General features: G+C 42.3%; 16 protein-coding genes. 3 read left to right on the top strand and 13 right to left on the bottom strand.

Annotated elements, in window-relative coordinates; all coding sequences use genetic code 11:
- Window positions 1-118 precede the first annotated feature (118 nt).
- The 12 genes from ACH2DQ_RS01745 to ACH2DQ_RS01690 all read right to left on the bottom strand — a co-directional run bounded on the left by ACH2DQ_RS01745 (window position 119) and on the right by ACH2DQ_RS01690 (window position 19,437).
- Window positions 119-1,630: a sugar ABC transporter ATP-binding protein gene (locus ACH2DQ_RS01745; RefSeq protein WP_394911651.1), complete on the bottom strand. Its 1,512-nt coding sequence runs from the start codon at window positions 1,628-1,630 to the stop codon at window positions 119-121.
- Between the two features lie 320 nt (window positions 1,631-1,950).
- Window positions 1,951-3,105, bottom strand: coding sequence for an ABC transporter substrate-binding protein (locus tag ACH2DQ_RS01740; protein ID WP_394911652.1), 1,155 nt, complete (start codon window positions 3,103-3,105; stop codon window positions 1,951-1,953).
- A gap of 200 nt (window positions 3,106-3,305) precedes the next feature.
- Entirely contained in the window at window positions 3,306-4,943 is a 1,638-nt protein-coding gene (locus ACH2DQ_RS01735; RefSeq protein ID WP_394911653.1) for a response regulator, read from the bottom strand.
- A gap of 295 nt (window positions 4,944-5,238) precedes the next feature.
- Window positions 5,239-11,340, bottom strand: coding sequence for a beta-L-arabinofuranosidase domain-containing protein (locus tag ACH2DQ_RS01730; RefSeq protein ID WP_394911654.1), 6,102 nt, complete (start codon window positions 11,338-11,340; stop codon window positions 5,239-5,241).
- Entirely contained in the window at window positions 11,337-11,519 is a 183-nt protein-coding gene (locus ACH2DQ_RS01725) for a hypothetical protein (RefSeq protein WP_395025258.1), read from the bottom strand. Before ACH2DQ_RS01725 ends, ACH2DQ_RS01730 begins: the two co-directional genes overlap by 4 nt.
- Before the next feature lie 405 nt (window positions 11,520-11,924).
- A complete protein-coding gene (locus ACH2DQ_RS01720) occupies window positions 11,925-12,467 on the bottom strand; it encodes a type II toxin-antitoxin system HipA family toxin (protein ID WP_394911656.1) in 543 nt (180 codons plus the stop codon).
- Window positions 12,454-12,738, bottom strand: a complete 285-nt coding sequence (locus ACH2DQ_RS01715) for a helix-turn-helix domain-containing protein (RefSeq protein WP_394911657.1) — start codon at window positions 12,736-12,738, stop codon at window positions 12,454-12,456. Before ACH2DQ_RS01715 ends, ACH2DQ_RS01720 begins: the two co-directional genes overlap by 14 nt.
- A 32-nt stretch (window positions 12,739-12,770) precedes the next feature.
- Window positions 12,771-14,234 (bottom strand): metallophosphoesterase, encoded by a 1,464-nt coding sequence (locus ACH2DQ_RS01710; RefSeq protein WP_394911658.1) that lies wholly within the window; start codon window positions 14,232-14,234, stop codon window positions 12,771-12,773.
- Entirely contained in the window at window positions 14,216-15,532 is a 1,317-nt protein-coding gene (locus ACH2DQ_RS01705; RefSeq protein ID WP_394911659.1) for a replication-associated recombination protein A, read from the bottom strand. Before ACH2DQ_RS01705 ends, ACH2DQ_RS01710 begins: the two co-directional genes overlap by 19 nt.
- A gap of 232 nt (window positions 15,533-15,764) precedes the next feature.
- The gene (locus ACH2DQ_RS01700; RefSeq protein ID WP_394911660.1) at window positions 15,765-16,403 is read right to left on the bottom strand and encodes a B12-binding domain-containing protein; all 639 of its coding nucleotides are present in this window, start codon (window positions 16,401-16,403) and stop codon (window positions 15,765-15,767) included.
- Window positions 16,404-16,475: 72 nt separating this feature from the next.
- The gene (locus tag ACH2DQ_RS01695; RefSeq protein WP_394911661.1) at window positions 16,476-17,840 is read right to left on the bottom strand and encodes a hypothetical protein; all 1,365 of its coding nucleotides are present in this window, start codon (window positions 17,838-17,840) and stop codon (window positions 16,476-16,478) included.
- Between the two features lie 220 nt (window positions 17,841-18,060).
- The gene (locus ACH2DQ_RS01690; RefSeq protein WP_394911662.1) at window positions 18,061-19,437 is read right to left on the bottom strand and encodes an MFS transporter; all 1,377 of its coding nucleotides are present in this window, start codon (window positions 19,435-19,437) and stop codon (window positions 18,061-18,063) included.
- A 203-nt stretch (window positions 19,438-19,640) separates the two neighbouring features.
- On the opposite strand from ACH2DQ_RS01690, the gene ACH2DQ_RS01685 reads away from it, so the two are divergent.
- Window positions 19,641-20,288 (top strand): TetR/AcrR family transcriptional regulator, encoded by a 648-nt coding sequence (locus tag ACH2DQ_RS01685; RefSeq protein ID WP_394911663.1) that lies wholly within the window; start codon window positions 19,641-19,643, stop codon window positions 20,286-20,288.
- Between the two features lie 138 nt (window positions 20,289-20,426).
- Here ACH2DQ_RS01685 and ACH2DQ_RS01680 read toward each other — a convergent pair whose 3' ends face one another.
- Window positions 20,427-21,122: a Crp/Fnr family transcriptional regulator gene (locus ACH2DQ_RS01680; RefSeq protein ID WP_394911664.1), complete on the bottom strand. Its 696-nt coding sequence runs from the start codon at window positions 21,120-21,122 to the stop codon at window positions 20,427-20,429.
- Window positions 21,123-21,292: 170 nt separating this feature from the next.
- Here ACH2DQ_RS01680 and ACH2DQ_RS01675 point away from each other — a divergent pair, with 170 nt between their 5' ends.
- Window positions 21,293-22,480 carry an MFS transporter gene (locus ACH2DQ_RS01675; RefSeq protein ID WP_394911665.1) on the top strand — a complete coding sequence of 396 codons (1,188 nt, stop codon included), beginning with the start codon at window positions 21,293-21,295 and terminating at the stop codon, window positions 22,478-22,480.
- Window positions 22,481-22,503: 23 nt separating this feature from the next.
- Window positions 22,504-23,246, top strand: a 743-nt coding sequence (locus tag ACH2DQ_RS01670) for a nucleoside hydrolase (RefSeq protein WP_395025252.1), incomplete at its 3' end; no start/stop codon positions are given.

Raw genomic sequence — 23,246 nt, 5'->3', positions numbered from 1 at the left:
AATTTTTAAGTAGCTGGGGGTTGTAATTACATTTACAAGCAATACTACCTGCAGACATACAATCGGCTTGAACAGACGCATCTTAGTTATTTTTTTAAAGTCCATTTTCTGTTTCATGTTATTCCTCACCTCCTGCAATTGCTTTCATAATACCTTCCTGTGTCATTTCATCTCCGCTGATCTCGCCTACTTTTTTCCCATCCCGGAGTACGCCCATGCGGGAACAGGTACGGATCATTTCTTCTACTTCCGAAGAAATAAAGGTTACCGCCATTCCTTCATCGGCCAGTTTCAGTACCAGTTTCTGAATCTCGGTCTTTGTTCCGATATCAATTCCCCTGGTAGGCTCATCCAGAATCAGATATTCCGGATTAGTCAGCAGCCATCTGCCGATAATTACCTTCTGCTGGTTACCGCCTGAAAGACTCTTAATTGGAGTTTCACGGCTGGCTGTTTTAACCTGAAGCATCTCAATATACTTATCTGCGGCTTCTTCCATCTCCTTGCGGCTCATTGGCTTGAACATCCCCCGCTTAGCCTGAAGGGCAATAATGATATTTTCCCGCACCGATAAATCTGCAATAATTCCTTCTTTTTTCCGGTCTTCCGGCAGGTATGCCATACCCAGCTTCATCGCATCTATCGGCGCGTGGATCTTCACTTCTTTTCCATTTACCATGAGTTTTCCACAATCCGCTTTATCCGCACCATAGATCGCCCTTACCAGTTCCGATCTTCCCGATCCCAGCAGGCCGGTAAGTCCGATTACTTCACCCTTATGTATATCAATATCAAATGGTTTTATTGTTCCGGTGTGTCCAAGCTTCTCCGTACTGATAACCGGCACCCCTTCTTTAGCTTTTGAAGCTTCTCTGTCCCCTTTGATATCAGCCAGATCATCAAAATCTTTTCCCATCATCTTTGCTACCAGCATTACCCTTGGAAGATCCTTAATCTCGTATTCTCCCACCAATTCTCCATTACGCAGAACGGTAATGCGGTCACAAACAGCATAAACCTGCTCCAGAAAATGTGTTACAAATACGATACCCACCCCTTCGCCTCTCAGCTTTTTCATTAATACAAAAAGCTTTTCAACTTCATCATCATCCAGTGAGGATGTGGGTTCATCCAATATGAGTACACGGCATTTCATATCTACTGCACGGGCAATGGCAATCATCTGCTGGATTGCAATCGAACATTCTTCCAGTTTCTGTGTGGGGGATACCTGGATGTCCAGACTCTCCAACAGCTTGCCTGACATCTGGTTCATCTTCTTCCAATCGATGAGTCCCATTTTTCTGGGTTCTCTTCCAATGAAAAGATTTTCCGCTACGGATAAATTGGGACAGAGGTTTACCTCCTGGTATACCGTGCTGATCCCGTTATTCTGTGCATCCTGGGGAGAGTGGTTTTTGACCGGCTTGCCCTCCATCTTAACCTCTCCCTCATCAAATTCGTATACACCTGTCAATACTTTAATTAAGGTTGATTTACCGGCTCCATTTTCACCCATCAGTGCATGGATTTCTCCGGTTCTCAATGTAAAATCAACATTCTGCAATGCTTTTACGCCTGGAAAAGTTTTATAGATGCCACGCATAGTCAAAACTTCATTCTGCTTCATTCTTCCTCTACACCTGCTTTCCTATTACTGTTTTACACGACTGCTGCTTAGGAACTTCCAAAAGTCAAAAACCCCGCTGGAAGTAGCGGGGTTTTTGTTCTCCGCTTCCGCTCCGGTCGTTGCTAAACGAACGTCCACTGGACGTTCAGCAACCCTCGCGGCAGTCGCCAAATGGACGCGCCAGCGTGTCCGTTTGGCTCGTTGCTCGCGGGAATAAAGGCGCAGCAGCTTATCGGTCTACCGAATTATTCTGCCACGCCCTGTGCCGATTCTAGTGCCGACTGGTGCAGCACTGGTTTCAAATCTGCAATTTAATTTTTTTAGTATGCACGGCTGTCAAGCACTTCCTGGGTCATAACAGTAACCGGATAATCGGTTCCGTCTACATTAATAGATGTAACTTCGCTTGGATTTGCAAAAATTTCTTCATCTACATACTGTTCTTTTTCTACACTTTCTCCTGCTTCCAGTTTCTGAATGATTTCTTCAACACGTGGTCCGTGTAATGGGTTACATTCTGTATTACAAACGATTTTGCCGGATAAAGTGTCTGTAAGACCAGCATTTGTAGAGTCAAAGGACATTACCAGAATATCACCGTCAACGCCTACTGTCTTACCAGCTGCTTCAATTGCATCAATTGCTCCAAATGCTTCATTATCATTTTCACAATATACCACATTGATGTTGTCGTACTGTTTCAGCATGGACTCCATAACTTCCTGTCCTTTTGCCTGAGTAAATTCACCTGTCTGAGCTGCCAGCAGATTCCAGCCATTTGCTTCCACTGCATCAGCAAGTCCTTTTGTACGTCCGATCTGTGCAGAAGCACCGATTGTTCCCTGGATATCTACGATATTAATTTCTTTCATACCTTTTGCATCTGCATAAGCTTTTAACCATGCGCTTGCTTTTTTACCTTCTAATTCGAAGTTAGATCCTACCCATGCGGTATACAGGCTGTCATCGGATACATCTACCATACGGTCAACAATGATTACCGGAATCGCTGCATCTTTTGCTTCCTGAAGAACGGTATCCCATCCTGTTTCTGTTACTGGTGCCAATACAATATAATCTACTTCCTGCTGGATAAAGTTACGGATTGCCGTAATCTGATTTTCCTGTTTTTGCTGTGCATCATCAAAGATCAGTTCATATCCGTTGTCTTTGCTGAATGTTGATTTCATAGATTCTGAGTTTGCTGTACGCCAGTCAGATTCAGCACCAACCTGAGAAAAACCAACGGTGATATTGCCGCCTTCATCTGATCCGCCGTCTGTAGTATCTGCTGCTTCTGTTGCCGCTGCTGCTTCTGTCGTTGCTGCCTCAGTTGCTGCCGGTGCTTCTGTAGCTGCATCTGTTGCTGCTGCAGTCGCTGCCGCTTCTGTCTCTTTTGCACTGCTTCCACATCCTGCTGCCATTGTTGCTACCATTGCTGTACAGAGTAAAACGCTGATTACTTTTCTTTTCATTAATAAATCCTCCTTAGATTTTAAAAAGTTGATTTCTTTAAGCATCTTTATCATAATCTATTTCAAAAAAATTTTATACGGACGGACTTTTGCGATTTGTAATGTATTTTTTGTATTATTAAATCTGGAAAGGCATTTTGTAAGATATTTTTTTTAAATGTTCGAAATTTTTAGAAGTGAACCAGAGCGTAATCAAAGAATCACAAACACGCTCTGATATCTGGAATTTTTTTCCCTCTGAGCCTGTACTCTTTCGGTGAACATTTTTGGGTTTTTTTAAATATGTAATTAAAATAGTGGGAATCTTTATAGCCAACCTGATACCCGATTTCAGATGTCTTTTGATTGGAGCACATTAATAGTTCTTTTGCCTTATCCATGCGCACTTCGGTCAGATATTCTACGAATGTCATACCTGATTCCTGGCTGAAAACAGAGCTGAAATAGCTGGGACTCATATTTACATGGGATGCCAGCCTGTTTAGTGACATATCTTCCTGCATATAATTTTCGGTAATATAAGACTTTGCCTTAAGCAGAATATCTGAATATTTGCGACCAGATGCACTGTCTCTTAACAGCAGAACATTCTCAAGCAGCTCACGGATGTATTGTTTTGTAGAATCCAGACCGGCTATATGGTCCGTCAGTCCTCTGATTTCCCCACAGTTTTCGATCAGTTCTTCTTTGCTCAGCTGGATCTCTTCTCCGAATGCAATCACGCTGAAATAAATGTCCATACAGATGTACTGGCGCATCATTAATGATCTCAGGTTGTCCTGGCTGTTCTTTCCAAAATACCCCTTGATAAAACTTGGAACCTCATCTAAAGTGCCATTTCTCAAAAACTGACGAATCATTTTTCTGGAGTCCTCAACAGAATAAACATTATATATATCGATATCTGCCACTGCCCCGGGCAGATAGTTGCCCTGATACACCACCCGGTTCCAGTTTTCCACAAAGCGGCTTGAAAATACCTTGTCCGCCTCATTATAACAATCTCTCAGTTCACGAAGCCTGGATACCATCTTCCCCACTCCTGCATAGTATTCCAGATTATCATAGCCTTCGATCAGCTTTATCAGATACTTACAAAATTTTGCTATTTTCTCATTTAATTCTTCACTGCTGTCCCCTTTTATCAGAAATGCCACTCCTTCTGCACCCCTTTCATATACAAATACATGGTTTTGGGTATCTACATATTGCTGAATTTGTTCCAGAACTTCCACTACTCCTTCGGAGTACTCTGCCTCATGGTCTCTTTTCCGTATTTTAAACAGGATCATATTATATTTTTCCGCACTTAGTTCCATTCCCAGCTGACGTCCCTGCTCCAGGGCTGCCGACATTGGTACCTGTTCCGTTACAAGCATAGTGAAAAAGCACTGAATATTTCTTCTGACATTTTCCTCCATTTCTTTTGAATACTTTTCCAGGAGCATACGTTCCTCACGCTCTTTATCAATAATTTCCGCCACTTCTTTAATTGCCACCAGCAGTCTTTTTGAAGATATCGGCTTTAGCAGATACTCCTGCACCCCCATTTTAATCGCTTCCTGGGCATAACCAAATTCTCCGTAACCACTTAATATAATTACTTTTATTTCCGGCAGTTCCCGAAGAACAGCCTTACTCAGTTCGAAGCCGTCCATGAAGGGCATTTTTATATCTGTGATCAGAATATCCGGTTTCGTTTTCAAGATCATGGGATAAGCCAATTCCCCATCCGATGCTTCCCCAACAAAAGAAAGCCCTTCCCTCTCCCATTGAATGCCTTTTTTGATTCCGTTTCGAATTAAAATTTCATCTTCTACTAAAAATACCTTAATCATCTTTCTTCTCCCTACTTTTGCTTTTGATTAATATTCTCATAACTGTTCTGTATGCCCTAAAGCATGTTTGAAAATTACTTTCTGGCAGATGGCGGGAATGAATTTTCAAACAGGCTCTAAATTCCAGACCTGCTGAATCGTTTTTTCTATTTATAGTAACGCAAAAATAAATAGAAAAAGAAACAGGATTTCTTATGAATAAAGTGGGATTTTTTATCGTATACACATAAATGACTTTAGAAAAAGAATTTTAACCCCGAAAATAATTTCGGGATTAAAATCCTTTTTTTATGAACTATTTAATTGTAATCCCTTTTATTTTAGAATATGATCCGTATACTTTCTTTTTATCAACCGTGCGGTAAGCCCTGATTTTTACGTAGTATTTCTTTTTGCTCTTTAGTCCCTTTACGGAAGTCTTCACTGTTTTCTGTTTCTTCACTACCGCTTTTTTCTTATAACCTTTTGACTGATCAGCAGAAACATAAATCTCATAGCCGGATGCACCGCTTATTTTCTTCCAGCTGATATCCATTCTGCCCTTTTTCACGGACTTCACTTTTATGGACGGCACTTTCAGCAGAGATGCTTTCACGGCTGCACTGTTTGCACTATTGTATGAACCCGAGGATGCCACCGCCTGCACTTTATAATAATAAGTTTTTCCGGCAGTTACTTTTCGGTCTGTATAAGAAGAGGACGTAACCGTCTTGATTTTGCGGTACCCGCTCTTTGCTTTTGTGGAACGGTATACATTGTATTTTACTGCTTTAGACGATTTACTCCAGCTAACTTTTACTTTTGCTGCACCTGACTGAACTGCTTTTACTTTCCCAGGTACCGCGAGTTTAACGGTTACCGTCATGAATGCCTTTACGCCTGATCCATCCTGTGCTGTCACAGTGACCACCGCTTGACCAGGCTCTTTTGCCACAACCTGATTTCCGTTTACCGCAACTGCCCTGGTATTGGAAGAAGTGAAAGTTACATTTTTATTGCTGGCATCTCCAGGTGAAATCTGCGCCTGAAGAGCAAAGCTTTCTCCTACGGTAATTGTTTTCGCTGCGGGGTTCAGGGAAATGCTCTGAACCGGAACCGGCTTTGGTGCAGGAGCTTTTACCGTCACGGACAAGGATGCCTTCACGCCGGAACCATCGGTTGCTGAGACAGTTATTACTGCAGTTCCAGGTGCTGCAGCCGTTATTTTATTACCGGTTACCACTGCAACTTTTTCGTTGCCGGACTGATATTTCAGGTTCTTATTTGCTGCATTTTCAGGCAGAACTTTCGCATCGATCAGGATACTTTCTCCTGTGAGCATAGTTTTCTGGCTCCATCCGGTGAGAATCTGGCTTACCAGTACTTCTTCTGCAATATCTTTTCTTTCAATGGTAACTGCATAATCCTGATAAGTCTCATGGTCTTCTGCATATACCCGCAGCGCTGCCGATGTTATATCTCCTTCCAAGGCAATTTTCTGTACGGCAGAATCATTCACAAGGATGTCATTTACGTAAAGCAATCCATAGGTATCTGCCAGCTTTGCAGTAAGCCCAACCTCCTGTGTCTCTGTCGGCACGGTAATCAGGCAGCTGTCTTCCTTCATTTCCACGGTTCCCACATTTGGTGTCAGAGATACCAGATATGCATTCTTGCTGTAGCTGGTTGAAATATACATTTCTTCCACTAAACGTGCTGAAGTCTCATTTGATGCGCCTTCGAATTTCAGGGATACTACGTTGTAAGTTTTCTGAGTTCCGGTTGCCGTGTCATCTACCGTAATAGACTGTGCTTTTTTTACGGCATCTTCCGGAATCTCAATCTTCAGTTCATAGACAGCATCTTTTCCGGTATAATTTAACTTTTCCTGATAAATAACCTGATCCCCTGCTGTAATCTTCAGTGTTTTTCCATTATCAATTTTTGCTAAATTACATAAAATGTAGTTTGTCTTCTCTTTGTTAACGATCATCCGGTAGGTGAAGAATCCTCCCGGTTTCGCATAACGGGTAGTCATGCCATTTAACGCTTCATCACTTCCGCCCACAGAACCTGCTCCATTGTTGTCATCCAGCTGATGAATATTGTCGTTTTCGTATTGTCCGTATCCTGCCTTGATTACATCTATTTTAGCCTGATTTGCACGGCCTTCTTCTTTTTGTTTCAGAATAACTGCCTGCTGGTCTTCTGCACTGCTGTCCGCTCCGGTGAAATACCAGTAAATTCCATAGCGCTGTGTATGCTGCAGATAATGGGTCGAGAAGGTCAGATCATGGTCCGTTCCTTCCAGCTTAAATGCCAGTCTGCCGTCTTCTCCTACCGTCTTAACCAGATGCTGATTGATATTTTCCATAAAATCATCTACGGTATAATCGTTGATATCAATGGTCTCTGTTCCAAGAACTGCTCTTTTTCCGTCTTTAGGGCTGGCAGATTCCTGACCGACTACTTTGGTCCTGGGAATGGAAACAGCCACGCCGCAGGTGGTCAGATCCATTTTATCATCTGTACCAAGTTCTGCACTTAATACTACCGGTCCGTATTTAAAACCATATACCCGGTCATTGTCCGGCAGGGTGTATGCCCTTACTTCCATAGGAAGCTGCACACTCACGGTATCTCCGTCTTTCCAGTCTCTGTCTATGCAAATATATCCCCCCGCTGTCTCAACTTTCTGGTATGCTCCATTTACTTTTACAACCGGTGTCCCAGCAACCCAGGAAGGTACTGCCAGGCGTAAGTTCACCGTTGCCTGCTCTGCTCCATTTAATAAGGAAACCATAAATTCCGATGTATCCGTTTCCGGGATAGATGTATTCTGGGTCAGTTTTATATTCTGCTCATCCCAGGTCAGCTCTGAGCTTAAATACTGATTCACAAAAAGGGTATGATCTTTATAGAAATAAATACTGTCTCCAAGCTTTGTAAAATTCTCCATTCCGCTTCCGGTACAGCACCAGAACTGATTGTTATTGATGTTGGTATCTGCGTATACTTTAAAATATCCTGATGCCATAGGCTGGAAATAAGTGGTCATGCCCGTTTCCGGATTTATGGATGACATTATAGCATTGAGGAACGTGTTTTCATAATAATCGGAGTATTTTTTATTTCCGGTGATCTTGAATAATTCTCTGGTCATTTTAAGCATATTGTAAGTGTTGCAAGTCTCACAATTACACTGAGTTCTCTCTGCATCCAGGATATTGTCTGCGCCGAAGTGTTCCCACTCACTGTTGCCGCCTGTAATATAGGTATGTCTTTCAATTACCATATCCCAGAATGCTTCTGCGTATTCCAGATAGCGCGTTGCATCCTGTTTTTCTCCGTTGATTGTCTTCCCATCCAGCGCGCGGTAGCGGTTTAATGCCCCCAGGAATTTTGGAATTGTAGTATTGGCGTGCTTTCCATTGAGGATATTCGGTGTTTCTGCCAACACATTTTCAAATAAGGTGTCTTCATCAAACATATGGGCTGCGATGGCATGTTCTTCTTTACCTGTACTTTTATAAAGTTCATACAGACAGTCATTCATTCCGCCATATTCAATATTCAGCACCCTGCGCTGTGTGGCTGTATCCCATTTGCTGGTTCTGTTGTAAATCCAGTCTCCAAGAGATGATGCCGTCTTCAGTGCCTTTTCGTCGCCGGTGAATTTATAAACGTCTACCAGACCTGCCAGAATTTTATGCATGGTATACCAAGGAACCCAGTTGGATCCTCCTGTTTTTCCTTCCATAATATCAAACTGTTTTTCAATATTATTCCGGTCCTCAATCTTGGCACCAAATATAAAACCGGTGCCTAGTGCATCCTGGCATTTCTCCAGTTCCTGAATTAAGTAGGCAAGACGGTCTTTCATCCAGGTTCTGTCTTCTTCCTTGTCAGCAGTCAGATATGCCTGTGCACATGCAGTGAGATAATGTCCCAGGGTATGTCCACCAATATAGCTGTCTTCCCAACCAATGTAGGGCTGTATATTCTGGGTACTTAATCCTGCAGTCTCACGGAATCTGGACAACAGCCTGTCCGCATCGAACTCTTTTAAAAATGCAATATCCTTTTCTGTAACCAGGTCATAATAATCATTTGTTACATCTACCGCTCCTAATGGAAAATCTTCAATTCCTGTGATATCCGTTTCAGCCAGAACAAGAAAGCGGAACGATTTATTTTTCGTAAGATTGCCAAGTGTCAGCGTAGCCTTTAAGATTACTTCTGTATCCTTTTCTCCTGCCTGCGGCCTGTTCACCGTACCATCTGTGGCAATCACATCCGTATTGCTGCTTTCCCACAGTATGCTGCTTCCATTCAGTCCCATGACTGGTAATTCCAAAGAAGCTTTGGTAAGCTCACCTTCTGTTAACTTTAACGCCTTATGGTCTTCTGTAATCCGGTCCTCATCTGTCATGTCCAGATTTTTATCTGCATAATTCTGCCACACTTCCTGATCGCTCATCGCATAATTATAGACATCAAAATAAGAAATGGTTCCGATGTATCCCGGATCGTTTCCATAGAGGGACAGGCCCATATATCCAATGGCATCAGCAGAATTTTTTACACCGTTTTTCAAAATGTCCGTCAGATTATATCCGTGCTTAGTCGTTCCGGTCAGCTTGCCGTTCAGATACAGTTTCGCAGTCTGGTCCTCGCTGAATACCATAGTAGCCGTTGTATCTTCTCCCGGTTTAACAGCACCGCCGATATTAACTGACTGTTCGCTTTTTCCACTTGCTTTTAAAGTAAAGGCAACTTCCCCGCCGGCTCTGATGGGGTTCAGAAATACATAGTTGTTAGTGTCTTTCGTCCCCAGATTATAGACCCATGCGAAGTCCATCTGTGATGTATTGAATTTCATTTCTATCGTGATACTTTCATCTCCGTCTTCCATAATGCCGGAAGGAATCTTGACATACTGGTTTTTATTTCCCGTAAAGTTTAGTTGCTTCTCCCCATTTTCACCGGTTATTACATTACTTTCATTCATTCCAACCAGGGGCGCATTACACCTGCCCAGCCTGTCTACCAGCATTCCGTCCTGTACTGTCATATCGTAGCTTACATACAGCTGATTTTCTGTCAACGCCGGAACAAGCAGGGTAAATTCCTTTGTCTTCGTCACTTCCCCGGAAGTGACAGACGCTGTTAAGATTACCTGGGCGTCTTCTTCTCCGGGATCTGGACGCACCACCTGGCCCTGGCTGGAGATCACCTCTTCCCTGCTGCTGCTCCATGTAATGATACTTCCATTTCTTCCTGCAGCCGGAAGGGTTACATCATGAACCAGTGTATCCGTATTTCCAAATGGATTTAACAATGCCATATCCTTATCTACGATTTCTTCATCGGTATAAATCCCGCCGTAGCGGTGGTACAATGCTGAAACTTCTTCAGCATCCGAACAGCGGCTGTAGATTTCAAAGTCATCAAATGCCAGTTTTGCAAACCCTCCGTTATACTTTGGTGAATTAAAGCCCAGATATTTGATGTCTGTGTCATTACCGTTAATTTTATTTCCCTTGCTATTGTATGTGACTTCCTGTGCAACTCCATTGCGGTAGATGCAGGCTTCTCCTGCCTCACTGTCATAAGTAACGGTTACATATACCCATTCACCCGTCGGAAAGAATAGATCTCTGCTATCCTCTACAGATATCTCCATAGGCTGTCCCCCGCCTACTGAAGTTCCAACAGACAGCTTCAGCGGCACAGTGTCACTCAGACTGGAGAGATACCATCCTTCTCCTGCATAATTGCCATTTGGCTTAGCCCACATAATCATATGCTCTCCCTTGCCAAGGCTCTCCGGCGCTTTAATCCAGAACGCCGCGGTCAGCATAGACGGCTGCAGGGATGCACTGTTCCCAAGATTCAGATAGGTCTTGCCATCTAACTGGAGCGCGTTGCCATTCATTCCCTCTATGTAATTTTCAGTACCGGTCACTGCAATGGGAAGATCTTTTCCCGAAGTATCCGAAACGGTACCGTCAAATTTCAACTGAAGTTCCAGATCCTCATCCTGCACAGAATCACTGGTATAAATGCGAATCCAGTTCAGATTAATCGTCTTCCCTTTTACTTCGTCAAATTTGCGCACGTCTATACTGAGATAACCATCCTCGTCTGCCGTTGCTTCACCTTTTACTACAGCGTTGCCCTGCTTTGAAATATCTCCGCTGCTTCCGATCTGCTGCTCAGTAGATTCCCCTCTGTTGGCATAAACTTCCACAGGGCTGGAATTCCCCCAGTTATTCCCCACTCCTACTTCCACGTCATAGGTTTTTCCTGCCTGAAGCTCAAATTTATAATCCACATACAACTCCTGGAATCCACTTTCATTCTGATTTCTTCCATATCGGAATGTCAGGTCCTTCGATAATCCATCTTCCGTCATCGTTCATTCGCCCAGGTATATTTGGTATAAACGCCTGTATCCGGATATGTCTCATTGGACACTTCTCCGCCAGGATCGTCAATCCCCCACATTTTACCTGTCCCCGGGTCTTCCCCAAAGACCTGATCGGTTACCGTATTCCATGCCCCGAATTCATCCCCCGCTGAAACTGTCGTCACATCATGGTCGCCCGCATCCACGAAATAAAGTAATGTCTTTTCTGCCTCTTACTGTTTTCCGGACTCTTCTGCCCCTGCCTGCATTGGCGCCACGCTGCCAAGAACCATCGTAACAGCAAAAAAACCGCTTAACAACTTTTTCCATAAAACCTGCTTTTTCCTCATTGTAATCTCCTCTCCATTTTGTTGATGGCAGATTCTGCTGAACTAGCGTATTTGAAATCATACCTGCCATCTGCACACCCCACGTTGCTTCCACAGCACTGCTCAAAGTTTTTAACATTGCTGTACGAAAACCCTCGCTTTCTGATAATAGTTTAAGTATATTTTATGGGCGGAAATATTCAATGTTCATTTTTATCAAATGGGTTGGATTATTTATCTTATTTTGCGGAGAGGGGGAATTTAAAGACGAAAAAAGCCGGGAAGCAATTTTTTGATTGTAAATTGCTTTCCGACTGGCCTTGCCCCTCCGGACGAGCCCCCCATTTGAAATAGGTCATCCAGATTTTCTGAGTATTGTGTTTTTAATATCTTGCTGCATTCTTCTGCAATTTTGTCAAGATCCAAACATGGTTTATCTAAGTAAAAGTGATAGTCTGGCTCATATATTAAAGCTCCCATCCCTGAGTTTCCAACAATTCCAAGACGATTTAAATTCCCTACTTCGTAAGGATTAATACGACTCTTCAACATCAGTCGATCTACCAGCAACCGTCCCCAACCATCCGGTAGACTATCTGCAAAAATACCATAAATTCCATCAAACGGCTCCATTTTAGGTATAAATACCTTTTGCTCCAAAGGCAGTGAAAACGGACTGATGGAAAATCCATCTGCAACCCATTCTTTATCGTACTCAAAAGCGGCAAGCTTCCCTTTATATAAAGCCATAGTCCCAACTTTTCTACCGTGATAAAAAACTTTCAGCTTTTTAATTTCCTTCATTTATAATCTCCTCAATGGATAAAAACGGAACTTCATCAAATAAATTTTCAAGTTCTCCATGAATTTCAAGTGCCATCGCTATTTTCGTTAAAGAAATTAATGATATTTCCCCTTCTTGCTCAAACCGCTTCACAGACCCTAAGCTTACTCCTGATTTTTCACTCAATTTTTTCTGTGATATTTTTCTCCTCCTTCGGATTCTGCGTATTCTTTCCGCAATAAGTTTATCAATTTCTCCAGGTGATTTTTGATTGAAATTATATATATTCATAGCTAATATTTTATCTCATTTGGATGATTTTATCAAGTAATAGCTAATATATTATCTAAATAAAATCCATCCGTCCCCAGATCATTTTTCTGCATAAGCTGCAATACTTCCTCTGCCGGCATAACCATATTATTAACTGCCGGCAAATAAATATCAACATTCTGAAACGGGATATAATTGCTCTTATCTTTTCTTACCGAATGAATATCTGTCATACCGATATTATATTTTTTAATCGTTAGAAACATCAGCCAGAATCGAATTACATCATAGTCATCCAGCGGACGCATATCTTCTATCATATGCGGCACATTATTATAGACGTACCCGGTTATAACAGCCGCGGTAACGAACGCCCTGATATCGCTAAAATCATTTTCCTCCAAAACCGCAATAGAAGCAAATACAGACTCAACAATGTACTTCGATAACCGTTCTGTCACAACATAGTCACAATAATACCCCTCCAGGCAGCCATTCAAAATTTCCAAGACTTGTTTCAGGTAACTGCTTCGGTCATTCGCCAGTGCTGCAAAATTCTTTTTATTTGCCGCACATCTTTTAAAACCACGGCTTTTTATCTGGGTAACTACTGCAATATCCCTTATGGTATCCGTGACGGTAATCGGTGAAAAGAAAGCGGATATCATGCTTTCTTTCGCTAATGCAATACCGCTGCTGCCGGAGATTCTCTCCAACCTGCCAAACAGCTCGGTTGAATAACGGCTTTCACCCGCCGCTTGTTCTGCTGATTTATTTGAATAGCCAATCTGATAGGAAACGTTATTGTAACAATGTATCTGTTTATGATGGGTATGACCGAAAATGTTCCAGCTGTTTTCTGCCTTCAGACCGGTCACCGAGCTCCACCAGCAGTCTGAGTCTTCCCTGGTGAAATCAAACATGGGAAAATGTGTAAGAATCAAAACCTTTTCTTCCGTAGATACGACCTCATTTGCAAACGCGACCCAGTTACCATGAAATTCCTTGATCTGTTCCGGTAGAAATCCTTTTACCATACTCGCATCCGGTAATTCCATAAACTGCTCCAGTGGAATGTCCCCTCCCACCCTTCGCCTGAAACTTGTCCATCCGGTATCACCAATAACACAGAGATCATCATCATAATATTTTCTGCCCGTTATCAACAGCCTGAAGTACTGGTTTTCCTTTGTTTCAGTATCAAATAAAGCAATCAGCTCCTGATAGCTTTTCTGCCCCTCACTCCAGAAGTCATGATTTCCCAGAACACAAAAGCCCCTGATTTTATTCTTCTCCAGCTCCTTTATAAAATCCAGGGTCTTTCTATAGTTGTTAAAGTAATCACCCGCCAGACATACCAGACAATTTCCGTAGTTTTCTTTTATAAAGGATAAAAACTCTTCCTTCCATCTGTCTGCTGCTTCCGGATTAAATTCCTGATTGGTAAAATCAAAGTGCAGATCAGATATAAATACTATGGTACGATACGACAATCCTATTTTTTCTTTTTCCACTCCTTAATCTCCTCCAGCCGTGCTTTGATCTCTTTTTCCTTTCCCTGCCCGGTAGGCTCATAATAAGTACGATCCTTCAGGCTGTCCGGCAGGCACTGCATCCTCGTCAGTTTCTCCTCTGTATCATGGGCATACTCATAATCTTTCCCGTAATTCAGATCTTTCATCAGACCTGTAACACCATTTCTGATCTGCAGCGGTACCGGCTCTGCAGGCAGCTCACGGATGTCTTTCTTCACCGCATTACATGCAGCATATACTTTGTTGGATTTGGGTGCCATGGAAAGATAAATGACAGCATGGGTCAGATTCACATCGCACTCCGGCATTCCGTTAAAATGACATGCCTGATAAGCAGCCACAGCCACCTGCAGGGCATTACTGTCCGCCATTCCGATATCCTCGCTGGCGAAGCGAACCAGACGCCTTGCGATATATAGCGGACTTTCTCCCCCTTCCAGCATCCTCATCATCCAGTAAATCGCGGCATCCGGGTCACTGTTGCGCATGGATTTATGGAGCGCTGATATAATATTGTAGTGTTCTTCTCCTGACTTATCGTACAGCAGCGACTTCTTCGTGATACACTGCTCCAAGACCTGATTGGTCACCGTAATCTGCTCTGCACTTACCTCACCGTTTAAAATCGCCATCTCCAAAGTATTGAGGGCAGTTCTGGCATCTCCATCGGCAAATCCGGCAATCGCCCGTAAATGATGTTCTTCAATCCCAATCTTCTGATTACCAAATCCCATAGGATTGCTCAGCGCATTTTGCAGCAGCTGCACCAGGTCTGCTTCTTCCAGCCCTTTTAAGACAAATACTTTACATCTGGACAGCAGCGCGGCGTTGACTTCAAACGAAGGATTTTCCGTCGTGGCACCAATCAGCGTGATGCTGCCCTGTTCCACGTAAGGAAGAAATGCATCCTGCTGTGCCTTGTTAAAACGATGGATTTCATCCACAAATAAAACAGTACGAACCCCCATCTTGCGGCTGCTCTCAGCTTTGATCATCACGTCCTTAATCTCTTTGATCCCACTGGTCACAGCACTGAAATTAATAAAATCCGCTTTCGTCCTGCCGGCGATAATACGTGCCAGCGTGGTTTTTCCAACACCAGGAGGTCCCCAGAATATCATTGAAGATACCTGATCCTGTTCAATCAGCCTGCGCAGGACTTTTCCTTCCCCCAGTAAATGCCGCTGACCCTGGAACTCTTCCAGTTTTTCCGGCCGCAGACGGCTTGCCAGGGGATTATATTTTTCTCTGTCATCAAAAAGTGTCATTTGCTCCATGATCGATTACTCCTTTGGATGAATTATACGGTTTTGCCTGTATACCGATTACTGCCTATTATTATTCATTATAGTTGATCGAACATATATTCGTCAACCTTCACTTCATCGAAATATCAATTTGTAATCGGAATTCATTCCATAGAAGAATATTATCAAATAAAAACATCCCCCCGGCAGTATTCTATCTAATACCAGGGAGATGTTTACGGAAACCTATTTAACTTTACAATTATGCACCCTTCGCCCACTCCGTACAGGTCTTCACTGTATCTGCGGGATTTATCGCCCAGGCATCCGCACCTACAATATCACATACTTTTTCGGTTACCGGAGCACCGCCGATGATTACTTTTGCCTGATCTCTCAGCCCTTCTTTTTCCAGTGCATCCACAACTGCTTTCATAGAATCAATTGCCAGGGTCAGTACACCGCTCAATCCGATGATCTGAATATTATCTTCTTTCATTCTGCGGATAATTTCATCCGCGCCTACATCAATTCCCAGATCCAACACCTCAAATCCACCGGCTTCCAGCATGGCCTTAACGATATTTTTCCCAATATCATGCAGGTCCCCTTCCACCGTACATAAAATCATTCTACCTGCTTTTTCAGAAGAAGATGCTGCTAGTGCAGGCTTAATGATATCCATTGCTTCTGTCATCAGCTCTCCGGAAAAGATAAGGTCCGATACAAAATACTCATTGGATTCAAACCGCTCTCCTACCACATTCATTCCTTCCTGGCAGGCCTTCATTGCCTCCGGAGCTTCTGTACCGCCATCCGCCATAACCTGTTCTAATATTTCCAGAACAAGATCTTCCTCTAAATCGGCCATTGCATTTTTTAAACTATCATATTCAAACATAACATACCTCCTAATCCCGTTCTATTATTCCCGCTCTGTTATTCCCGCTCTGTTATTGCTTTTCTTCCGCTTCTACTCACACAGCAGATAAACGTAACGCAGTATTTCATCCTCCAGATCCATCACTGTTTCCTTAGCACTTTCGGGCGTATATGGGTTCATCTCCAGATACTGCTCCCAGCTGCGGTAATATTTGCTTTCAAACGGAGGCAGTTCAGAATGAACATAATCCTCCTTATGAAACTGAAGACCAGCCTGACCGCCAGGATTCTGATAGACACCATAATCTCTCACTGTTTCACATACTGCAATGAGGTTTTCCAGATTAATATCGTTGTATGTAAGTGCTCCCTTATCAAATCCAAAGATAAACTTACCACCCGGCATCATAATATCCAGGAATTCTTTTACCTGATCAATACATTCCTGTTTAGTTCCTGTCCGCAGCAATGCCAGTGGGAAGAGTCCGGAAATAATATGCTTATTACCCAGTTTTTCTTTTACAAGTTTTGCATCTCCCATTTCAAAGGAAAGATAAGTATCCGTAGGCAATTCATACAAATAATCCAGATAACGCATCCAGTCATGCTCACAAAATGCATTGATATGCAGCCCAAGTGATGCATAATCGGTAGCCTGCCTTAAGAATGGTTCCCACCATAATTTCACAAAATCTTTTTCCTTCATGTAAGTTGCCAGATGAAGCGGGAAGAAGACATGCCCATAATTGGAAATCTGTTTTGGCAGCCCTGCTTTGTAATTCAACGCATATACAGCGTTTACCGCATCCAGCACCTTATCCGGTCTTCTGCGGATATCCATGCACATGTCACTTAAGCTTCGCATATTATCCGTCAATATATCAAGTGGTGCATAGCACATAGACGTAAATACCGGACTCATGCCATACAAACCATATTTTTGAATCAGTTTACCCATCATGGCTCCATTTTTCATCATAAAGCGATCCTTTGATGCCAGACCTTGATAAAGTGCCATCATTGATCTGCCCGGATTGTTTTTGAAATCCAGCCCGCTGTAATTTCTGGGAAGTACTTTTTCAATGATACAGTCATAAGGGTTTTCTATAAATTCATCGTATTCTTCCGGAAGCAGTCCTACTGTATTCGGATGCTGCATTAGACCTGCCCGGTTCATTTTAAAATTGTTGGAATCCAATGCCTGATAGGCGATGGGCATACGGATTGTGCCCCCATACATGCACACATCCGAAGGAACCATACTGCACAGTTCGTCTGCTGCTTTCTCTAATAGTTCCGGATGCCAGATTGCTTCTTTACCATCAATGCCTGCGTAACCCGCTATTACTTCCAGGCCCAGATTTACTTTAATCGGTACTCGTTTTGGAATTTTATTATCAAATACATCGTGAAATATCTGATTTCGTTCCGCTCTTAATTCCTCCGTATTATTCATAGAGATCCTCCTGTCATTACCTGTTAATAGTTTTATTTTACAAACGGCTGTTTCATTTTCCTCCTTTCCTTTGGTATTTACAAATGATCTTTCAGCCATATCCGGTCTATTATCTATTGATATCTACATTTACCCGCTTTACTTTAGAGCCTGTTTGAAAATTCATTCCCATAAAGTGTGACGCATAGCTGCCAGAAAGCAATTTTAATACACGCTCTAATCAGCCATTGGCTCTTCTCGCAATTAATTCTTCTCTTACCTGATCCATCTTCTTCGGGGTAAGTGTATAGAAGAACATCAGCGCCGTACTGATAATCAAAAATGCTGCGGGAAGCCCCATTGCCATAAAACGAATCCCTGTTACAACCTGGGTACTTGGTTCTGTTCCGCCTACATACCCCACCATGGAAAGTCCGAATCCTGCAATTGCCGTACTGAAAACTGCCGCTATTTTAATAGACAACTGAAACAGGGAAAAATATACACCCCTGGCATTTCTCCCGGTTTTCCACTCACAATAATCTACGGTATCCGCATACATATTGATATTCACAACATTCGGCCAGGAATATCCCAGATAACCGATTGAAATCATAATAATAATAAAAGTAATATTGCTGCTAAACACGATTGAAATCAGCATACAGACGGATAAAATCAGATTTCCTGCCATATAAGCATTTTTCTTGGATAAAAATTTGGTTATTAACGGAACGCTGGTAGCACCCACCAGTGCCAATATATTTACAATACCAAAAAATGTTGAAGTTGCTTCCTTATTTTTCGCTACATACTGGAAGAAATAAGGGAACATGGCATAAGTGATCAAAAGGCTTAAGATTCTGGTAATATCAGCAAAGAACAGTAATAATAAATTCTTGTCATGGAACACAAGGCTTACCATCTGCCCTACCTTCAATTTTTCCTGGCCGCCCGTACTTACTTTTACCGGCTTATTCTGAATATCTTTTCCCTTCGAGGCATAGATCAGATTCATATGGCATAAGAAGCAGATTAAACCCACCAGAAATGCTGTCCAGGTAAACCCTGCAACGTTTTCTTTTCCGTTACCAAAAAATACAATCAGGGGCAGTATGAAAAATCCCGCAAAGATTTTACCAATCGCACCGCCCTGTCCGCGGAAAGTGGACAAATGTACCCGTTCCTTCGGGTCATCTGTAAGGGAAGAACTTAAAGAGGTATAACCTGTATAAGCAATATTCGTAGAGATGCAAAATGCTGCATAAATGATGCACGCTGTAATTGCTTTAGGAATCATATCCATGGAATTATTCGTAAACATGATCCCATTCAGCAGCAAAATCAATGGAGCTCCGATCAGAACCCATGATCTGTACTTTCCCCAGCGCAGATTACTCTTTTCAATTGCCGCACCGATAATTGGCGGACTGATACTGTCTATAATCCTGCCTACCATCATCAGCGTACCTGCCGCCGCCGCCGTGATCCCCGCATAATCCGTATAGAACATTAGTAAAAAAGTGTTTGACATTGTAACCATAAACATAAAACCATAATCCGCCAGACCATAGGAGACTTTTAAATACGTTCCAAGCTTTTTTCCCTGCTCATTCATTGCAATACCTCCATCCCTTTTTTCGCTTCCGCTAAACACCCGCATGTAATTTTGTATTTTTCTGTTTCTATACAATTTTCATTATAACATTTATTCTAAATTTTGTCTATATCCCACAATGAAATTAATTTATTTTGTAAAATTTTATCTATTCTTACAAGTGTTTTTTATGATAAACTGATAAAAAAGCGGCAGGTGATTCTATGCAGTATACAAAAGGAATACAAACACAGGAACATATTTTCCAGGTTGGGAAGGAACTGATGTACGAAAATGGATACAAAAATACCACCATCAGTATGATCGTGGATGCAGCAAATGTTCCTCATGGACTTGTAAATTACTATTATAAAAAACCGGACTTTGCAGCCAGACTGTACTTGGAGTATTTTTCATCCATTGACCAGTTATTAAATGCACATGTACCAACTCACATTGAAAATGAACTGCAATTTCATATTCTTCAGATGAAGATTGCACTTACACAGATTTTTAAAGATCCGAAAACAAAAGCATTTTACTATGAAGTCAGCAAACTGAATCTGGCTCCCAAAGAGCTGCATGACAGTATACGGAGCCTGCAGGTATCAGCCCTGCACAAATTAAATACCGCCATGAATCCGGATGATTATTATCTCTGCGCAATCGCAGAATATGGCGCACATAAAGTCCTCCTGGACCAGCTTGCAGAATTCCGGGAGACTGATCACCGTTTTGAACGCATCGTTGAGCTGATCTCTACCATTTCCATACGAATAGCCGGTCTGGATCCCATGATTATAGAAAAAAATATTTTAACCACCAGAACTTTGTTTAATCAATTGGATTTTTCAGCTATTCATATGTTTTAGACCCTGTTTAAAAAATGCTTTCCGGCAGCTGCGGTTTGGGTTTGTGGGATTTAAAAACACTCTCTAGTTTATGACAGATAGTGCAGGTCAAGAGAAGGAGGCCAACCAGAACAGGCGTCTCTTTCACTCCCACCTGCCTTATATAATAATATCTCTATACCTCTCGGACAACCGTTCAAAATGTTCTTTTTCGATGGTTATTTTCCCCTTTCTAATACTTAAATAATTATTTTCCTGCAAGGAAAAAACGACACGGTACAGTGTTCTTAGATTCATGTGCAGCCTTTCCGCAAGCACGGTCCTTGTTAGCGTACATGTATATGGAAGCTTATGGCAGGCCTGTAAATAGAGGTAGTGCCCCAAAATATCCTTTGATGTGAATAAATTTCCTTTTTCTGCACATGCCATATTAGCAGCCGTAATATTTCCCATCACAGTAAGTGTCTGATAGCACAGCCTGCTGTTATTCTGAATGATATGAATAAAACGTTTCACCGGAATCCGGTAAATAACACATCTGCATTCAGCCAGTACATAGGCAGTATAATAATTAATATTATTCAGGTACTCTACCAGTCCCAGAATATCAAGCGGCCTCAGGTATTCTATGACATTATTGTCATTCCATGAGATCTGATTCCAGACAGATGCCCTGCCCCCGATCAGAAAGTAAAAGTAATCCAGCGGATCTTTCTGGCTCACGATCGCTTCATTCTTTTCAAAAACAAGCAGATCATCCTTGGAAGCCATTCCAGATAGTGAGATTAACGGATTCTGCTGATTATATTTCTTTTCCAAAATTATTTCCAATATCTGTTCTGTATTATACATCATCGTTATGATACCTCTTTTCGTCAAAATCTCAAAAAAACTGACACTTGTCATTTTTTATATTGTAAAGCTGTGGTAAATTAATGTCAAGTTAGAAAAAGTTTTGTGGTAATTCCACAAAATATATCCGGATATCTTTAACTACTATAAAACAAAAGCAAAGGAGCAGCGAGATGAAAAAGAGATATAAGCTGATTGGTTTTTTGGCATTTGCCATGTATTTTCTCACAGGCGCTACTTGTGTACTTGTAGGAAGCAGTCTTCCCCAGCTGGTTGAAATGTATGGGATGACATTGGAAAAGGTCGTTTTGCTGGGATCAGCATATGCACTTGGGCGGGTTCTTACTGTATATATCACAGGAAGAATGACAGAGAAACTGGGACCGATAAAGGTTCTGGCAGCAGGCATCATCCTGACAGCGAGTTTCCTTCTGGGAATTCCGTTAATTGTTAATTTCTATGCCGGCATGGTATTTGCATTTTTGGGCGGAGTCGGCATGGGGACTCAGGATGCCGTCTGCCCTGTATTATTAAGTGTTGTATTTAAGAAAAATTATGCAAGCTCTCTGAGTGGAGGGCAAGGGCTGTTTGGTCTTGGAACCTTTGTGACACCGTTTTTAATCGGAGTACTTTTGACCGGGAAGCTTCCGTTCTACTGGTGCTATTTTGTACTGACAGGTGTTGCCCTGGTCATGCTGGTGTGCATTCCTTTTGTCAGAATTGAAGAGTCTGTCCAGGGGGAAGGCTCAGAAGAACACATCGAACCATTATATGTGAAAAAAACCTGGGTTGCCTATGCCGGTATCTTTACCGTAGTTGCAGCGTTCAGCGCTGTATCCAGTACACTGGGGTTGTATATTTCCAGCTTTGCACAGAGTATGGGAAGCTCGGAGGCATCCGGAGCATTTATGCTGACCGTGTATAATGTGGGCTGTGTAATCGGAGGGTTTGTATTTGTATGGGTACTAAAATATATCAAAAGCCAGACCGTCCTGCTGATCAACTGTGCCGGAGCCTTTGCGGCTATTGCAGTTTCCATGATTGTAAATACCACACAGTTTTATTTTATCGGATTATTTATAACCGGATTATTCCTGGGCGTCCTTTTCAGCGTCATCGTGGCAATTGCAACACGCATTAATTCCAAACGGGTAAGCGTGGCAAGTTCCCTGGTAGCAACAGCCAGCGGCATCGCGGATTTCCTGACACCGGTAATTACAGGCATGGTTATTTCCAAATTAGGAATCGGATTCTCTTTCAAATTTACATTAATCATGCTGGCAGTCTGCATTGCATCTGCAGCAGTCTTAAAGCTGATTACAACAGAGGATAAAGAAAAAGTAAGAATCATTCAACAATAAAAACAGATAAGGAGATCATAATTATGGAACAGAAGAAAAAAATTATCATTGACACAGACTGCGGATCAGATGACGCAATGGCAATCGCCATGGCACTGAACGATCCGGCATATGAAATTGTAATGATTTCAACCGTATCCGGAAATGTAAATGCAGTTCAGGCTACCATAAATACACTGACTACCATTGAATATGCCGAGACCTACGAGCCGCCGGTATATCAGGGCGCAGATAAAATGCTTTTAAAAGAGCTGGTATATGCACATGAAACACATGGAAACGATGGTATGGGAGACATTGGACTTGTACCCAAGAGATTAAAGGCTCAGGAAGGAAACGGCATTTTAAAAATGCTGCAGTGTTTAAGAGACAGCGAACCTGGGGAAATTGATATTGTAGCGCTGGGACCTCTTACCAATCTTGCCATTGCCATCCGTTTGGATTATGAAGCCATGCAAAAAGCTGGCCGTATCGTAATTATGGGTACCGCAGGATTAGGCGCAGGCAATGTCACTCCCACAGCGGAATTTAATATCTGGCAGGATGCGGAGGCAGCGAAAATAGTAACGGAATCGGGACTAAAAGAAATCATATATGTCGGCTGGGATGCATGCCTTGGTGACAGCATGCTGAATCCTGAAGAAATCGAAAAAATCAGAAACGGAAGCAGGCTTGGGAAATTTGCAATTGACTGCAATAAAAATCTGATGGAGATGAACCGGGAACGGTTTGGGGATGCCTATCTGGATATGGCTGATCCCTCTGC

Source organism: Robinsoniella sp., assembly GCF_034124845.1.
The sequence above is the reverse complement of the archived record's forward strand: the minus strand, read 5'-3'. Positions and strand labels throughout refer to the sequence as shown.

Coding starts and splice junctions, on each gene's coding strand:
- ACH2DQ_RS01745 (WP_394911651.1), bottom strand. CDS start 1,630: ATGAAGCAGAATGAAGTTTTGACTATGCGTGGCATCTATAAAACTTTT.
- ACH2DQ_RS01740 (WP_394911652.1), bottom strand. CDS start 3,105: ATGAAAAGAAAAGTAATCAGCGTTTTACTCTGTACAGCAATGGTAGCA.
- ACH2DQ_RS01735 (WP_394911653.1), bottom strand. CDS start 4,943: ATGATTAAGGTATTTTTAGTAGAAGATGAAATTTTAATTCGAAACGGA.
- ACH2DQ_RS01730 (WP_394911654.1), bottom strand. CDS start 11,340: ATGACGGAAGATGGATTATCGAAGGACCTGACATTCCGATATGGAAGA.
- ACH2DQ_RS01720 (WP_394911656.1), bottom strand. CDS start 12,467: ATGAAGGAAATTAAAAAGCTGAAAGTTTTTTATCACGGTAGAAAAGTT.
- ACH2DQ_RS01715 (WP_394911657.1), bottom strand. CDS start 12,738: ATGAATATATATAATTTCAATCAAAAATCACCTGGAGAAATTGATAAA.
- ACH2DQ_RS01705 (WP_394911659.1), bottom strand. CDS start 15,532: ATGGAGCAAATGACACTTTTTGATGACAGAGAAAAATATAATCCCCTG.
- ACH2DQ_RS01700 (WP_394911660.1), bottom strand. CDS start 16,403: ATGTTTGAATATGATAGTTTAAAAAATGCAATGGCCGATTTAGAGGAA.
- ACH2DQ_RS01695 (WP_394911661.1), bottom strand. CDS start 17,840: ATGAATAATACGGAGGAATTAAGAGCGGAACGAAATCAGATATTTCAC.
- ACH2DQ_RS01690 (WP_394911662.1), bottom strand. CDS start 19,437: ATGAATGAGCAGGGAAAAAAGCTTGGAACGTATTTAAAAGTCTCCTAT.
- ACH2DQ_RS01685 (WP_394911663.1), top strand. CDS start 19,641: ATGCAGTATACAAAAGGAATACAAACACAGGAACATATTTTCCAGGTT.
- ACH2DQ_RS01680 (WP_394911664.1), bottom strand. CDS start 21,122: ATGATGTATAATACAGAACAGATATTGGAAATAATTTTGGAAAAGAAA.
- ACH2DQ_RS01675 (WP_394911665.1), top strand. CDS start 21,293: ATGAAAAAGAGATATAAGCTGATTGGTTTTTTGGCATTTGCCATGTAT.